Origin of the sequence: Pseudoalteromonas sp. PA2MD11, from assembly GCF_017808125.1 — a bacterium.
Lineage (GTDB): Bacteria > Pseudomonadota > Gammaproteobacteria > Enterobacterales > Alteromonadaceae > Pseudoalteromonas > Pseudoalteromonas simplex.
The window spans coordinates 37,907-54,353 of record NZ_JADKNF010000010.1 but is presented as its reverse complement, the minus strand read 5'-3'; the positions used below and the strand labels follow the sequence as shown (position 1 = coordinate 54,353).

Below are 16,447 nucleotides of genomic sequence, written 5' to 3'. Positions count from 1 at the left end.
CTCTAACACGGGAAATAACATAATGAAAATCCAACTCCGCAAAACAGCTCTATCACTTGCTATTGCAGCATGTGTTGGTGTGAGTGGTGCAGCGTTAGCAAATGAAACAACATCTGCTATCAAGGGTCAAATCAAAGGTCCTAGCGGCAACCCTGCTGCTGGCACTAAGATCACTATCGTTCACTTACCTTCAGGTTCAACTAAAGAAACTGAAACGAACGATGCGGGTTACTTCACAGCAAAAGGCCTACGTGTAGGTGGTCCTTACCGCGTTGTTGTAGATTCTGACGTATTCGCAGATCAAACATTCAATAACATTAACCTACAAGTGGGTGCTGACTACCCAGTTAATGTTACGTTAGAGAGACAATCTGATGTAGAACAAATCGTAGTTACTGGTCGCCCTATCAGCCGTATGTCTGGTGGTACAGGTCCTGCTGCAACGTTCACTCTTGAAGATTTAGAAAACCAACCAGCTATCAACCGTGATTTAAAAGATATCGTTCGTATCGACCCACGTGTAACAATCGATGATAGCCGCGGTTCAATCAACTGTGGTGGTGGTAACCCTCGCTTTAACAGCTTAACGCTTGACGGCGTTCGTATGAACGATAACTTCGGTTTAAGCTCAAATGGTTACCCTACAATTCGTACTCCTTTCTCTTTCGATTCTATTGAGCAGGTTGCAGTTGAGCTAGCGCCGTTTGATGTTCAATACGGTGGTTTTACATCTTGTAACATCAATGCGGTTTCTAAATCTGGTGGTAATGAAGTACACGGTGGTGTGTTCTTTGATTACACAAATGATTCAATGAAAGGCGACAAAATTGAAGGAAAAGATGCGGATCCTGGTGATTACACCGAAAAGCGTTATGGCTTCAATGTTGGGTTACCTCTAATTAAAGATAACCTTTTCTTATTTACTTCGTATGAGAAACTTGAAGGCGTAGAACAATATAATTATGGCGCATTAGATACAGGAAGTGTATCTACTTCAGACTTAGCACGTATCCAACAAATTTCTCAAGACGTATACGGTTATAACGCTGGTACTACACCATCAAGCCAACCCGTTGAAGATGAAAAAATCTTAATTAAGTTAGACTGGAATATCAACGATGAGCACCGTGCCAACCTAATTTATAACTATAACGACGGTAATAGTTTTAAGCAGTCTGACACTGGTAGTACACGCTTATCCTTAGATAGTCACTTCTTTGAAGAAAGTGCAGAATATACATCAATCATCGGTTCACTTTACTCAGATTGGACTGATAACTTATCAACTGAAATTCGTTTAGGTAAATCAGAAGTTGATAAAACTGTACAATCACTTGATGCAGCAAGTAGCTTTGGTGAAATGCAAATTGATGCAACAGATGGTGGTACAGTATATATCGGTCCAGATGACTCTCGTCAATCAAACGACCTTGATTACGAAACGACGACAGCTAAATTTGCTGCAACATACTACCTTGATCAGCACACGATCACAGGTGGTTACGAGTATGAAGAAATCGAAGTTTTCAACCAATTCGTACAACACACCCAAGGTGAGTGGCGTTTTGATTCTATTGATGATTTTGAAAATGGTTTAGCTTCAGCTATTTTCTACAACAACGCAGCAGGCACAAATAATCCTACTGATGCAGCGGCAAACTTTGCCTATGCTCAACATACATTCTATGTGCAAGATGAGTATAGTTTCACAGATTTAGATGCAACATTAACGTTTGGTCTACGTTACGACAAATACACAAGCGACGACAAACCTAACTACAATGAAAACTTTACAAACCGTTACAAGTTCAGCAACCAAGCAACATTTGATGGCATTGACCTACTACAACCGCGTGTTGGCTTTGAATGGTACGCAACAGATGCATTAGAAGTACGCGCCGGTTTTGGCCTATTCTCTGGTGGTAACCCGAATGTTTGGCTATCTAACTCATACTCAAACGACGGTATTACAAATATTGGTACTAGACGTTTTGGTGTAGATTTATTTAATACACCAAACGTTAACGGTGGTACACCAGGTTTTGAAGTACCACAAGAAATGTATGATGAAGTTGCGCAAACAACCATTGGTGCAGGTGACTCTTCAGTAAATGCTGTTGATCCTAACTTTGAAATGCCATCTGAGTGGAAATACTCAATTGGTGCAACATACACAACTGAAGATGAGTATGTATTCTCTTTAGATTACTTACTAAGCAAGCGTAAAGACGCAGCAATTGTTCAAGACATCGCACTTCGCGATTCTGGTAATACTACATTTGATGGGCGTCCAATTCTTGAGTCTATCGAAGGTCGTGATGGTGATTTACTACTTACCAACGTTGATGGTAGCAACGGTGAATCTCATGTTATCTCTGCTGCGATGAGCAAACGCTTTGATAATGGTATTAGCGTACAACTTGCTTATGCTTACACTGACTCAACAGACGTTAACCCAATGACTAGCTCGGTAGCGAGCTCAAACTACGGTAACATGGCGACCTACGATCCGACAAACCCAGGTGCACACACATCTGATTACGAGATCCCTCATCGCTTTACTATGACATTAGGTTACACAACTGAATTGTTTGATGGTTATAACACACGTTTCAACCTATTTAGCGAAACATACAAAGGCCTACCTTACAGCTATACATATAATGGTAGCGACAGTGTTTGGGGAGATAGCAATTCAAACCGTAGCCGTCAGTTAATGTATATCCCTGAGGTTGATGATCCTAATGTTGTTTACGACATGACACCTGAAGAAGTAACTGAGTTTAACCAGTGGATTTCAGCTCAAGGCCTTGAACGCGGCGAAATCGTTGGCCGTAACAGCCAAAATGCAGATTGGTTCACTAAAGTTAACTTCAAGATGACGCAAGAGTTACCTGGATTCATGCCTGGTCACAAAGGTGAAGTCTTCTTCGTTATCGATAACCTAACTAACATGTTAAACGATGACTGGGGTGTACTTAAAAAAGGTAGCTTCGTTGGTAACCGTATGATCAAAACATCAATCGATGACCAAGGTCGTTACGTATACTCAGACTTCAACCCTAACAATGGTAAAACTGCAACACAAAGCAGCGCATCAGTTTGGGAAATGCGTGTAGGTGTACGTTACACATTCTAATAACGAGTTAACCTTGTTATGAAGCAAAAGCCCGCCCCTACTGGCGGGCTTTTTACGTTTGGGGGAAAGTTAGCAAGAGTAAAGCTCCAAAAGTAAAGTTAGAAAGTTGCAAGGTAGCAGCGATTTTACATCGCGCCCTTCTACATAAAACCTAGAACCTAATACCTGATAAATCTTTTCGTAGGACTGGCTTTAGCCGGGAATGGTTGTAGAAATGAGATACGAGATATAAGAGTAAAATAAGCCAGTACCAAGATTAAAGCTTGAAGTAACAAATTAATGCATTTATATGTAGCAGATTTTATATCGCGTCTGAGGGCTGATGTTTAACTGGATCTAAGATTGTTATGTAGGTCGTCATTTATGGCGACAAATGTTTAAACACTGAATGATGACGGGCTAAAGCCCGACCTACATTGATATAAAAATGCAGGCCAATGAGACCTGCACAGTTATGTTTATTTAAGCTGCGTAAACCGCAAGTGGGTGTGTTGTGTTAATAGATACATGTACTACATCACCTGGGCGTACCATCACTTCATGGCTAACACGGCTTGTCACCACAGTATCACATGCCAGTTTAACAGCGCATAAACGGCTGCCACCTTCGTAACGTACCCAAGTCACTTTTCCATTACTGGTATCAGCATTTTGAATAAGGTGAATATCATCAGGGCGAAGTAATACATCAACCTTCGCTGTATCATGATCAACCTTAATAGCTGGGGCATTACCTAAATCAGTGGTGGCGATATCACCTTCACAGTTACCGGCAATGAAACTTGCTTCACCTAAGAAACGCGCAACAAAGCGATTGCTTGGTAAGCTAAAGCAGCGTTCAGGGGTATCGATTTGCTGAATAATCCCTTCTTTCAGTACACCAACACGGTCACCGACAGATAAGGCTTCTTCTTGGTCATGGGTTACCCAAATAGCAGGTACACCCGCATCTTTTAGAGCATTACGAATATCCCAACGAAGGGTATCTTTCAAAGCTGCATCAAGGTTTGATAACGGCTCGTCAAGCAATACGAAGTCAGGTTCGTGAGCTAGAGTACGCGCAAGTGCTACACGCTGCTTTTGACCACCCGATAAAGTAGCGGGCTTTTTATCACGAAATGCTTCAAGACCCAGTAACTTAATCCAGTGATCTGCTTTAGAGGTATCGGTTAATCTAAAGCAAATATTTTGCTGTACCGTTAAGTGCGGAAATAACGCAAAGTCTTGAAATACCATCCCTACTTTACGCTTTTCTGGTGGTACTTTTAATTTGGGTGTTGCCCGCCATGAGCCTAAGTTAATTTCGCCTTCGCTGATAGGAATAAGCCCTGCTAACGCTTGTAAAATTGTACTTTTACCACAGCCAGTTGGACCAACTAGCATGAGGATCTCACTTTCCCCAAGTGATAAGTTAAGTTCACTTACCACACGATTGCTACCATAATCGATAGACAGCTTACTAACTGATAGCATTAAACTGATCCTTAATGTTCTAATTGACTGCGCTTTTCACCTGAAAGCATTATAGCTAAGCCACATGCTGATATCACTACTAACAAGAGCCCAGGAATGGCAGCGCGACCGAAATAACCGGCTTCATAAACTCGCCACAAATAGGTTGATAGGGTTTCAAATCCTGTTGGGCCGAGTAACAATGTTGCTTCAAGCTCCCGCATTGATTCTAAAAATACCAAGGCTGCACCAGCAATGATACCGCGCAGTGTTAAAGGCAAGGTAATACGCATAAATGCTTCACGAGGGCTTGCGCCTAATACGCGTGCTGATTTAATTAAACTCGAATCTAAGTGTTCTGTGCTGGTTCGCACAGAGCCAACTGCCAACGGTAAGAAGCGCAGCACATAGGCAATCACTAATAATGCCAGAGTTTGGTATAAAAGCGGTAATTGCAGGCCACCATAAACAAGTGCAGTACCCATTACGATACCTGGAATACCAAATCCGAAATAAGTAACCCGTTCCATAATGCGCCCTACTTTACCGCTTAAGGCAGCATGCGCTACAGGCACAGCAACCACAACAGCGACAATAGCCGCAATGCCAGATGCATAAGCTGAGTTCCACGCAATGCTGAAATCAAAATCAGCAACACCATCACGGGCAAGCCAAAGGGTAAAAATGGCTAACGGCAAACAAATAGCCAATAATAAAACAGGTAGAAAAGTCACCAGCATGGCTAACTTTTGCCCGTTAGATGGGAATAACATCAGCGGTCTACCGTGACGCTCTGAAGCCGTTTTAATTTGTGATTCGATGAACAGTAAAAAGCCTACTATTACCATTAATTGAAGCGACAACATCGCTGCACGACTTAATCCAAAGGCGTTATATTCAACATAGATTACCCGAGTAAAGGTATCTAGGCGCATCATCGCCGGTGTACCAAAATCTGATAAGGTATAAAGCGCAACCAGCAATGAGCCCGCCGCAATACCGTTTATTACGCGCGGTAATATGACTTTAAACACACTCATCGGCATCGACATGCCTAAAGTGCGAGCTGCGTTTACCATGCTAGCATCGAGACTAAGTAAAGACGAACGCGTAGTTAGCATCACAAACGGGAATGTGTATAGCGTCATTACAATGGCTGCACCCGTTAAGCCATACATAGGCGGGGTTTCAAAGCCTAGCAGCTGATTAATTTCACCACCGGGGCCAAATGCTGCATATAAAGTAAACGCGCCAATATAACTTGGAATAGCAAGTGGCGCTGCAAACAAAACAAGCCAAAGCTTTTTAAAAGGAAGTTGAACATAGGCACTGATAAACGCCAGAGGCACGCCAATTAAAATAGAGCCTAAAACAGTTAACACCATAAGTGATAAGGTGTTACCTAGAATTTTTAAATTATGACTATCAAAAACAGCCGTCGCATCACTGGCTAAGGTGATCAGAATATAAACTGGCACTAACGCCAAAAGCGCTGCAAGCAGCGCCATGGGATAAGAAGCAGGTATGCGCATTATAAAATACCGCTACTGCGCATAAGGTCGAGTGTTGGCCTTAAATCTGCCAATTGAGTTAAATCGATTTTCGGTGGTGACACATCCGTTAATGCTGGTAACCCAGCTGGTTGGTCAATACCTTGGATCAATGGAATTTCGTAGGCTTCACGTGCTAAGTAACTTTGTACTTCAGAACTTAGTAAGTAGCGCATAAAGTTCATTGCATTTGGGTTGTCTGTCAGTGATAACACACCTGATGCATTAACTAAACAACCGGCATCTTGATTGGTGAATGCTAGATCAAGATTAGCATCAGGTTTACCTGACTTAAGACGTAACGTGTAATAATGGTTTGCAAAACCAATATCCACTTCACCACGCTCAACAGCCATCACTACGCCAAGCTCGCCTGCATAGGTTTTCGAACGTTTTTGAACTTTCTTAAGCCATTTAGCGGTTTTATCTTCACCTTCAAGAATACGCATTGCCGTGACAAATGATTGGAAAGAAGCATAAGCCGGTGCCCAACCAATAGATAAATCGCTATCAGCAATGGCCATTATGCTATCTGGGATCTGATCTTTGCTTAAACGCTTAGTGTTATAAGGCAATGTACGAATACGACCTGTCACTGGTGCCCAGCCCGGATAACGAAACTGCGGTTGTAACTGCGCCTCTAAGTCAGATGGTAAGGCTTTAGCTAAACCTGCGTCGGTGACTAGACCAATTGCACCAGAGTCAACAGCCCAAAATAAATCAGCACGTTTAACACCCGCTTTCGCTTCTGCCACAATCATGTTGGCAAGTGCAGCAGTTGGGCCACGGCGAATAGATAAATTAAGTTTTGGGTTTTTCTTTTGGATTGATTGCAGTACGTTTTCGTACAAACCACCTTCACCACGGCCTAAATATAAAGTTAGGTCACCCTCTAGGGCTGGTAAGTCTTTCACTGAAATTGGGCTTGCAGCTGTTGCTGCAAAGGCACGAGAAAGAGGTAGCGGCATTGCGCCTACTACCCCAAACGCAGCCAGGCCTTGAATAAAGGTCCTACGCTTCACTAAAATACATCCTTACGTGCTTTTTCGGCTTCTTCTAGTAACACCTTAGCGCGATCTAGTTTTTCTTGCATATCAACAACCACTGCACGGACTTGGTCAACAGACCCTTTATCAGAAATAGCTTTAGGCAGGGTTACGTTAAAATCTTTTTCGAGTACTTCTACTAACTTCGCATCTTTTTCGATAAGTGTACCTTCAACACCTTCAAATAAGTGAAGGTAAGTATCGTGTACAATTTGCGTTGCTTCATCGCTTAAACGTTCTGCGTATTTTGCAACAACACGGTCTAATTTATGTTTGATCTCATCGATAGTAGCGCTTTGCGTCATTGTTTCAGAAGCAGTTGCTTTTACAGCTTTTAATAAGCCTTTTTGCTGGAAGTCGGCAGCAAGTTTAACAGCTCCAAGACCCTGCCACAAGGCAGCATTTAGGGCCTTTTGGTGCTCACGTACTTCGCTTGCTGGTTTTTTGTCATCAATAGCCATTTTGATACCATAAATGCCTTGCCAGATTGATGCATAAACCGGCACATAATTCGTTTCAATCGCACTGTGAAACTTTACTGATTCCCAGTATTCAATTAAATCATCGCTTTTAACTGCTTTTGCGCCTTTTGTTTCATAATCGGTAACCATGGTGTCAACTTTACCGACCATCCACTCAACGTCTTCTGAGTAATCTTTTAAATTTTCTTTTAGATGATTAACGTGCTCACCAATTGGGCCATTTGCCAATACAGGTTGGGCAATAAAAGTAGATGCTAATACTAGGCTAAGACCTAGTGTTTTAACGGTGTTTAACGCTAATTTCATAGGGGGGACATCCAAGTTTCTAATTGTAAATGATAGCCATTATCATATATGTATCGATTGTCTAAATCAATTGCTATAAAGCCTTGATTACAGATTTAAACATTTTTATTTAAGTGATTGGAAAGCTTACTAAGAGTGCTTATAAATTGTTTAAGTTCTTGGCTATCTAAGTCACTCACTAAACCTGCTTGCCACTCATTTGCTAATGGCACAATTTGTTCATGCAGACGGTTCCCCTCAACGGAAAGTGATAACAAACTTGCGCGTTTGTCCTTAGGGTTTTCTTTGGCCATTATGAGGTTTCTGGTCAATAGCGACTTTACTGCTCGAGACACCGTTGATTTATCCATTTGTGCCATATCACATAATTCTTTGGCAGTGCACTCACCATACTGCGCTAAATTCGCAATTATCCGCCATTGTGGCACGGTTAAGTCGAACTGCTGTTGATATAGCTCACTAAACTGTTCACTCATTTGCATTGCAATATTGGTTAGTGAATAAGGTAAAAACTGTTGTAAATCGAGCGTTGTTTTATTATCTATCGTCATAGCTGCACTACTGTCAAAAAATATTTACACAAGCAAACTTAGTGTTGTTTGAATTTAGTCTCACATGAGAGTATCTTACCTAAAACCTTTCAGGAGTCTAGTGATGAATAACGAATTACAATATATGACAGGCTTTGGTAATGAATTTGAAACCGAAGCATTACCCGGTGCATTACCTATCGGTCAATTCAGTCCGCAAAAAGTTAAATATGATTTATATGCTGAACAGTTCAGCACAACTGCATTTACAGCGCCCCGTGCTGATAACCGTCGTACTTGGTTTTACCGCATTCGCCCGTCAGTAATACAAGGTGATTACACACCAATCGATAATGGCCTTATTCGCACCGCTCCTATTACAGAAGTGCCAACACCACCGACAATGCTACGTTGGGATCCAATTGAAATTCCAGCACAGCCAACTGATTTTATAGATGGTTTAGTCACTATGGCTGCCAACGGCAGTGCCAATTCACAAACAGGTATTGGTATACATATTTATGTCGCTAATAAATCAATGCAACACCGTTACTTTTATAATGCTGACGGTGAAATGTTATTCGTGCCGCAACAAGGTGAGCTATTACTTAGAACCGAGTGCGGGATACTCACCGTTCGTGCAGGCGAAATTGCAGTAATTCCTCGTGGCATTAAGTTCGCAGTTGATTTGCTTACTGATACAGCCCGTGGCTATATCTGTGAAAACTATGGCCATGCCTATATTTTACCAGAGCGCGGCCCTGTCGGAGCCAATGGTTATGCTAATGACCGTGACTTCCACTACCCTGTAGCCGCTTTCGAAGATATTGAAGGTGATTTTGAACTCGTTGCTAAATTCAATGGCAATATGTTCCGTTGTGATATTGGCCACTCGCCATTAGATGTGGTTGCTTGGACGGGTAACAGTGCACCTTACAAGTATGACCTTGCTAGATTCAATGTTATGAATACAGTAAGTTACGATCACCCAGACCCATCAATCTTTACTGTATTAACATCACCATCGGGTACAGAAGGTGTCGCTAATATCGATTTTGCTATCTTCCCTCCACGCTGGATGGTGGCTGAAAACACATTCCGTCCACCTTATTACCACCGTAATATCATGAGTGAGTTTATGGGCCTAATCGAAGGTGTCTACGATGCTAAAGAGCATGGCTTTGTACCAGGTGGTTCTAGCTTACATAATTGTATGTCGCCACATGGTCCAGAAGCCGATGTATTTGAAAAAGCATCAAATGCTGAACTTGAACCACAACGCTACGAAAACACCTTGGCATTTATGTTCGAATCGCGTTACGTTATTTCACCAACTAAATATGCCCTTGAAGGTAAAGAGCGTCAGCCTAATTACACTGACTGTTGGCGCACTATTAAAAAACATTTCACAGGTAAACAGGACGTATAATGAAACTTTATAGCTATTTTCGTTCATCAGCTGCATATCGAGTACGCATTGCGCTTAATTTAAAGAACATTGATCACGAGTTGGTGACAGTTAATTTATTAAAATCAGAACAACAAAGTGACGAGTACCTAGCTAAAAACCCACAAGGGTTATTGCCAGCACTTGAAACTGATCAAGGTGTACTTGCGCAATCGCTGGCTATTTTAGAGTGGCTAGAAGAAACTCATCCAGAAACGCCTCTTTTAACGGGTGATGCATGGCAAAAAGCTCAGATCCGTAATTTATGTTATGCCGTAGCGTGCGATATCCACCCTATCGATAATTTGCGCGTATTAAAATACTTGGCTAACGATCTGGGTGTTGATGAAGAAGCAAAAACAACCTGGTATAAGCATTGGGTAGAAGTTGGCTTTGAGAGTATCGAAAAGCTACTTGATAAAGCGAACACGTTTTGTGTGGGCGACAAACCAACGCTTGCAGATGTGTGCTTAGTGCCGCAAGTATTTAATGCCTTACGCTTTAAGGTTGATATGACCAAATACCCTAAAATTGCTGCTGTTTATGAGCAATGTAATAAGCTTGATGCCTTTATAGATGCTGCACCACAAAATCAGCCAGATGCAATTTAAGCTTTAGAATTTGTTGTTAAAAAGGCCCGAACACTTCGGGCCTTTTATATTTGTTATCTTAGCGCTGAGTTAATCACACTCACATGGTTGATTAAATCGAGCCCTAAGTCCGTTAAGTAGCCCCCATCAGGACTGTCAGTAATACCTTTATCATAAAGCCGTTTTGCTGCATCTTTAATTGAGTTTTCGGCATCGGAGTGTATTTTAATTCCCTGCATTTGAGAGTTACGAGGAAATTTTGCAAGCAGGGTTAGTTCATCGATCATATTTTTATCAAATTGCATGTGTTCACCTTTTTATTATTTATTCCTTGTCATAAGCTTAGTGTAGTTATACAAATCTGCCCAACGGGAGGCGTATTTTGTTAAAGATAATTTTACTGTTAAGTACTTTGTTTACTTTAGGGTTTCTAAATCAAGCGCACGCTAAGGAAAAACCATTAATCGTGCTTGATGGTCAAGAGGCATTAAACAACCAAAAAGTGTGTTGGTATGAAAATAAACGCTATACCGAAGGTGCCTATATTGTCGTTGGCGAGATGACCTTAATTTGCAGCGCCAAACAGCCTAATTTTTCAAACAGTGATTTGGCGTGGCTCAGACTAAATGCTAATGGCGAGATTATTTACCCTAAACAAACGAAAACGATTCACGTCAATTAGATTAAAACGCACAGATAGGGTACTATTGCGCGGTTGCAAATAACCTAAGATTTATCATGGACAATCAACCAAATAATCCGTTACATGGCGTTAAATTAGCCGACATCGTTACTAAACTTGAAGAAAAACTTGGTTGGGAAGGTATGGCAGCGCACGTAGATGTACGCTGCTTTCAGAATGACCCAAGTGTAAAGTCGAGTCTTAAATTTTTACGAAAGACCCCTTGGGCACGAGAAAAAGTAGAGCAGTTATATATTGATACCTTTATCAAGAATGACCAAGCTGATGATGGCACTTTCCAATGGAAAAGCATCAAAAAGTAACTACTTATTCTTCAGCAGCTACAATCACCGAAAGCGATTTCGGTGATATCTCTACCTCTAGTTTATCTGCGGTTTTCACCTCACCATCAATAACATAGCTCAACCCTTTTGCTGCTTGTACAGTCACTCGTTTAGCATTTGTGTGGTGACTGTTAATAGCAAAACTAGTTTGCGTAATACTCGAGAATACTAACTCCGCAATACTTAAAGTACTCGCTTTAGAATCGGCACTCGGTGTTAGCCAGTTAACATCCAGTAAACCATCTTGGTGATCTGGCTGACCTGCAGATTGAGCAAGTAAAGTAGTGAATGGCGCGGCGTTGGCGATGATTAAACTGGTGGTATTGATTGTTTGCTCGTCGTTATTATCAAGAGAGACAACATAGTCTTGCGCTTCATGCTCACCTAATGCTTGCCAAAATCCTTGTAAATAAGCTAACTGCCCAGACTCATTTTTTGCATCACGATGGGCTTTTTCAATCATCTTTTGTTCAAAACCAATCCCTGCAAGTAATAACATACGCTCACCATTACACACAGCGGTATCTATTCGACTCGCCTGCCCTTCAATTATCAACTCACACGCCTGCTCTACCGGAATAAGCTTCGATTTTATACCCATCAACACATGAGCGAGGGCATTGGCAGTACCTAAAGGAATAATACCCAATTTACAGTCTGTATTAACAAGTACACTTGCCACCTCTGTTACTGTACCATCGCCACCACAGGCGATGACAACATCAGGGTTTAATTCAAGTGCTTCTTTAGCTAACTCAGTACCATTTACCTGTTCCGATGTTGTATAAACAGTTAAATCATAATACTCAGACAAACGAGCGGTAATTTGCTTACGTTTGGCTTCCCACAGTTTTGTGCCAGAAACAGGATTAGCAATTAGTATAGCTTTATTTTTGATTAATAAGTCACCTCTGCGGTGGCGGCGCACAAGATGACGCAGCTGGCGCTTGTTTAAATTTGCAGTTTCTCGTGTCTCTTTAATTTGTGCGAGTACTTGGTGTACATCGGCATCTTTATTTTGGCTAAGTAAGTAAGCTGCCATCACAAATACTGAACGGCCTCGTCCTAAAGCGCAATGCACTATCACACGTCTATCAGCTTTTACTTGATGGTCAATCCAATTAATTGCTTGGTGCAATTGGGCGCGTGTTGGCACGCTATGATCAAGAACAGGGATATTTAAATAACGAATATTCTCTTGGGTAGAAGACCATTCAAGGCCATCAAACTCACACGTTACGTCTAAAATAGCTGTAATGCCCATTTCTTTCATGGTATCTATATCGGAAGGAAATAAACGACAAGCTAAAAATAAATGCTCATTAATTTGTTGTAATGGCGGCACTTTGTCGTGTTTTCTCGACCAAGCATTGTAAAGCTGTGCACCCAATAAAAAGGGGATAAAAGCCCAACGAATATAGATAGGAATAACGCCATTTTCGCGTTTTCTAAAAATACGCGCGATATTAAAAAAATATGCGCCACTGACTAATAGTAACGACAGTGCAGTCCAATAAAAAAACAGTGCAAAGTACACAGTTTCTACGCGAATAGCCGCAATTATAAATACAATCGCTAATGCTAAGTAACTAAATGCTGCCCACATAATCACTCCTTGTTATTCTAATTGCACAATACCTTGCAAATTTCACTCCATATAAAGCCATTTAAATAGCTTTATAGACTATGAAAAATCAGCAACTTAGCAATTATTAAAAAGCTTACCAATTTAGTTTAGGACATTTTTTCACTACTTTATGAATAACTTACACAAATTTACATAATATTCACATGCAAGTTTGCCTTGTCTTGCAACCCTGCTACGCTAACTAATGGAAAAGAATTACTTTTACAAAATTAAACCATTCTTTTTGTAAAAACATAAATGAATTGCATCTAAAACTGTCAGCTAATCGTTATTAATAATAACAAAGGAAATCTATGGAAAACGATGAATTATTAACCCTATTAAGTGCTACAGCTAAAGGCGATAAAATTGCTTTTGGTCACTTATATCAGAAGACCAGCGCAACACTTTTCGCAATAAGTCTTAAGATGCTTGGCAATCGTGCGCACGCCGAGGAAGCTTTACAAGATGCTTTTGTTAAAGTTTGGCATAACGCAAGTGAATATCAATCATCTAAAGGCGCTGTTATGTCTTGGATGATCAGCATAGTTAGATATCGAAGCCTAGATATGATTCGCCATCACAAAGTGCGTAAGGAACAAACTCTTGTTGATGAAAATGATCATTTAGATGATTTACCTATTGATGTTAATTATGAAGACAACAGCAAATTGGTAGATTGTATCGAACAGCTTGATCCTCAGCAAAGACAGGCTATTCATTTAGCATACTATAGAGGTTTGACTCATCACGAATTAGTTGACCACATCGCGACACCGCTTGGAACAGTCAAAAGCTGGATCCGACGTGGTTTACAGCAACTACAAAGGTGCTTAACGCTATGAATTATGAAAATCAAACACTCATTGATATGTTAGCGGCTGAATATGTACTGGGGACATTACGTGGTTCAGCAAGAGATAGATTCACTCGGTTAATGCTAACTTCAACGCGGGCACGTGAAGCAACTTGGATGTGGGAACAACACTTGAACAACCTTGCAAGTTCAATAGAATCTGTGCCTCCAGATGAACATGTTTGGCAGAAAATTGTTAGCAGGATCGATCCTCAGGTAATACCTATAACGAACAAGCCAAATAAATCTAAATCATCGATATTACAAGCTTGGTCACTCATCGCTACGGCTGCATGTATAGTGTTAGCTTTAATTATTTGGCAACCTCAGGAAATAACGAAAGTTAAATCAGAACAAATAGCCCTTTTTAAAAATGAGGCTGAACAACCCCTTTGGTTTATTGATGTAAAAGATGAAAACTTATCGATTCGAGCTGCAACAGCACTTGTTCCGCGCACTGATAAAGATTATGAGCTATGGATGATCTTAAAAGGTAAAGATGCGCCGGTTTCTTTAGGTTTACTACCAAAATCGGGAACACTTGAGTTATCAAAACACATAGAGTTTGATGCGACAGAAATCTCGCTACTCGCTATCAGTTTAGAACCTCTAGGAGGCTCGCCAAATGGCTCTCCAACCGAGGTACTTTTCACTACAGAACTCATTATTTTGTAAATTAAAAGCCGTGTTTAAACACGGCTTTTTACTTTTTTCTAAAAAACTTTAACTTTTTTGCATCCAATAAGATTACCAATTCGTTACTAGCAATGACTTATTTTACAACTAAGGAAAAAGTCATGAACAAAGTAATACCATCTCTAATCACTATTGTAGTATGTAGTACCTTATTCACTTCTATTTCTGAAGCATCTAGCCACCGAGAAGCCCCTAATATTACGCGCTTTCCAACGTTAGATTCGACTGACTTTTATGCTTTTAATAGTTACGAAGAAGGTCGGAGTGACTACGTAACCTTTATTGCCAATTATATTCCTTTGCAAGATGCCTATGGCGGACCAAACTACTTTGCGATGGATCCAGACGCGACTTATAGCATCCATATTGATAACGATGGTGATGCTGTTGAAGATATGACATTCGCATTTAATTTTAAAAGTATGTTACCGAACAACAATATGGGAGTTGCTCTTACCGTCGGTCCCGAGGGTAATCAAAGAACAGTCGCAGTTCCTCTAAAAAATGTTGGTGGCGTTTCAGCAGGCAATAATGCAGCCGTTAATTTCAGTGAGTCATATACTGTGAGTGTAATTTCTGGCCCACAACGTTCCGGTACAAAAAGCATGCTGACAAACACCACCAATAGCAGCAACGATTTTTATAAACCTCTCGATTACATTGGTAATAAGACATTCTCTTCAATGGCTTCATACCAAGAGTACGCAAATCAATTTGTTTATAGTGTCGCATTGCCTGGGTGTGATGGCATGGGCAAAGTGTTTGTAGGTCAAAGAAAAGACCCATTTGTTGTGAATCTAGGCAAAACATTTGATTTAGTTAATTACGTCCCTGTTGAAGGTGATAGTGCGCCAGGTGCAGGCGATGGTGGTGGATTCCCTGGCGGGATTACACAAACAGCTGATAATGATGACTTAGCTATGAAGAATGTCACTGCAATTGCTGTAGAAGTACCAAAAGAATGTGTAATAGGTGAAGGGAATGGCACAATTGGTAGCTGGACAACCGCAAGTTTGCCCCAAGCACGCATTTTAAATCCTAATGCAGCATTTGCAAAAACTTCGGTAAATGGCGGAGCTTTAACGCAGGTTTCGCGTCTTGGTAACCCATTAGTGAACGAATTAGTAATTGGCCTTAAAGATAAAGACACATTTTCTACTTCAGCACCTGCCGATGATGGTCAATTTGCCGACTATGTTACCCACCCTTCTTTACCTGAATTATTAAATATTCTCTTTAAAGACGCTGTTAATACGACGTTGGGCACAGATATTGAAACATTGGCACCGACTAACTTCCCACGAAATGATTTAGTCACCGCATTTTTAACGGGTTTCCCTGGTGTAAATCAACTTGCTACAGTAACGCCATCTGAAATGCTGCGCTTAAACACAGCAATTGCCGCAACACCTCAAAATGAGCAATCAGCATTTGGTGTCGCAGGTGATGATTTAGCTGGCTTTCCGAATGGCCGTCGCCCTGGTGATGATGTAGTTGATATCGCATTACGTGTTGTAATGGGCCGCTTATGTTATCCGATCCCAGTTAATGGCACAGACACAGATCTTGGTTTGTGTACATCAGATGATGCAAGTGTTGGTAATGTACCTTTCACAGATGGTGCGCCTCTTGATGCAAGCATGATGGATAGCAGTTTCCCATACCTTGCTACTCCAATTGCTGGTTCTAAATAAACAGGA

General features: G+C 41.0%; 15 protein-coding genes. 8 read left to right on the top strand and 7 right to left on the bottom strand.

From position 1 onward, the window contains the following. The first annotated feature begins 22 nt into the window (after positions 1 to 22). Positions 23 to 3,139: a TonB-dependent receptor gene (locus tag ISP07_RS11980; protein WP_209327752.1), complete on the top strand. Its 3,117-nt coding sequence runs from the start codon at positions 23 to 25 to the stop codon at positions 3,137 to 3,139. A 462-nt stretch (positions 3,140 to 3,601) separates the two neighbouring features. Here ISP07_RS11980 and ISP07_RS11975 read toward each other — a convergent pair whose 3' ends face one another. From ISP07_RS11975 to ISP07_RS11955, 5 genes are all read right to left on the bottom strand, one after another. Then, positions 3,602 to 4,612 (bottom strand): ABC transporter ATP-binding protein, encoded by a 1,011-nt coding sequence (locus ISP07_RS11975; protein WP_209327751.1) that lies wholly within the window; start codon positions 4,610 to 4,612, stop codon positions 3,602 to 3,604. A gap of 11 nt (positions 4,613 to 4,623) precedes the next feature. Next, positions 4,624 to 6,123 carry an ABC transporter permease gene (locus ISP07_RS11970; RefSeq protein ID WP_054552193.1) on the bottom strand — a complete coding sequence of 500 codons (1,500 nt, stop codon included), beginning with the start codon at positions 6,121 to 6,123 and terminating at the stop codon, positions 4,624 to 4,626. Then, entirely contained in the window at positions 6,123 to 7,163 is a 1,041-nt protein-coding gene (locus tag ISP07_RS11965) for an extracellular solute-binding protein (RefSeq protein ID WP_209327750.1), read from the bottom strand. Before ISP07_RS11965 ends, ISP07_RS11970 begins: the two co-directional genes overlap by 1 nt. Continuing rightward, positions 7,163 to 7,975 carry a hypothetical protein gene (locus ISP07_RS11960; RefSeq protein ID WP_209327749.1) on the bottom strand — a complete coding sequence of 271 codons (813 nt, stop codon included), beginning with the start codon at positions 7,973 to 7,975 and terminating at the stop codon, positions 7,163 to 7,165. The genes ISP07_RS11965 and ISP07_RS11960 overlap by 1 nt, the downstream gene beginning before the upstream one ends. 95 nt (positions 7,976 to 8,070) lie before the next feature. Continuing rightward, positions 8,071 to 8,526 (bottom strand): MarR family winged helix-turn-helix transcriptional regulator, encoded by a 456-nt coding sequence (locus ISP07_RS11955; RefSeq protein ID WP_209327748.1) that lies wholly within the window; start codon positions 8,524 to 8,526, stop codon positions 8,071 to 8,073. Positions 8,527 to 8,629: 103 nt separating this feature from the next. On the opposite strand from ISP07_RS11955, the gene hmgA reads away from it, so the two are divergent. Both hmgA and maiA read left to right on the top strand, forming a co-directional pair. Further along, the gene (gene hmgA / locus ISP07_RS11950) at positions 8,630 to 9,934 is read left to right on the top strand and encodes a homogentisate 1,2-dioxygenase (protein ID WP_209327747.1); all 1,305 of its coding nucleotides are present in this window, start codon (positions 8,630 to 8,632) and stop codon (positions 9,932 to 9,934) included. Then, a complete protein-coding gene (gene maiA / locus ISP07_RS11945) occupies positions 9,934 to 10,563 on the top strand; it encodes a maleylacetoacetate isomerase (protein WP_209327746.1) in 630 nt (209 codons plus the stop codon). Before hmgA ends, maiA begins: the two co-directional genes overlap by 1 nt. Before the next feature lie 53 nt (positions 10,564 to 10,616). Here maiA and ISP07_RS11940 read toward each other — a convergent pair whose 3' ends face one another. After that, positions 10,617 to 10,847 (bottom strand): TIGR02647 family protein, encoded by a 231-nt coding sequence (locus ISP07_RS11940; protein WP_054552187.1) that lies wholly within the window; start codon positions 10,845 to 10,847, stop codon positions 10,617 to 10,619. 77 nt (positions 10,848 to 10,924) lie between these two features. Between ISP07_RS11940 and ISP07_RS11935 the strand changes: the two genes are divergently transcribed. Beyond that, entirely contained in the window at positions 10,925 to 11,224 is a 300-nt protein-coding gene (locus tag ISP07_RS11935; RefSeq protein ID WP_209327745.1) for a DUF1496 domain-containing protein, read from the top strand. A gap of 56 nt (positions 11,225 to 11,280) precedes the next feature. After that, positions 11,281 to 11,547 carry a VF530 family DNA-binding protein gene (locus ISP07_RS11930; protein ID WP_209327744.1) on the top strand — a complete coding sequence of 89 codons (267 nt, stop codon included), beginning with the start codon at positions 11,281 to 11,283 and terminating at the stop codon, positions 11,545 to 11,547. 4 nt (positions 11,548 to 11,551) lie between these two features. On the opposite strand, the gene ISP07_RS11925 is transcribed toward ISP07_RS11930, so the two are convergent. Continuing rightward, complete coding sequence (locus ISP07_RS11925) at positions 11,552 to 13,174, bottom strand: diacylglycerol kinase family protein (protein WP_209327743.1); 1,623 nt, start codon at positions 13,172 to 13,174, stop codon at positions 11,552 to 11,554. Between the two features lie 335 nt (positions 13,175 to 13,509). Between ISP07_RS11925 and ISP07_RS11920 the strand changes: the two genes are divergently transcribed. The 3 genes from ISP07_RS11920 to ISP07_RS11910 all read left to right on the top strand — a co-directional run bounded on the left by ISP07_RS11920 (position 13,510) and on the right by ISP07_RS11910 (position 16,441). Next, positions 13,510 to 14,040, top strand: a complete 531-nt coding sequence (locus tag ISP07_RS11920) for a sigma-70 family RNA polymerase sigma factor (protein WP_138599809.1) — start codon at positions 13,510 to 13,512, stop codon at positions 14,038 to 14,040. Next, complete coding sequence (locus ISP07_RS11915; RefSeq protein WP_209327742.1) at positions 14,037 to 14,726, top strand: anti-sigma factor; 690 nt, start codon at positions 14,037 to 14,039, stop codon at positions 14,724 to 14,726. The genes ISP07_RS11920 and ISP07_RS11915 overlap by 4 nt, the downstream gene beginning before the upstream one ends. 122 nt (positions 14,727 to 14,848) lie before the next feature. After that, positions 14,849 to 16,441, top strand: coding sequence for a DUF4331 domain-containing protein (locus tag ISP07_RS11910; RefSeq protein WP_209327741.1), 1,593 nt, complete (start codon positions 14,849 to 14,851; stop codon positions 16,439 to 16,441). Positions 16,442 to 16,447 lie beyond the last annotated feature (6 nt).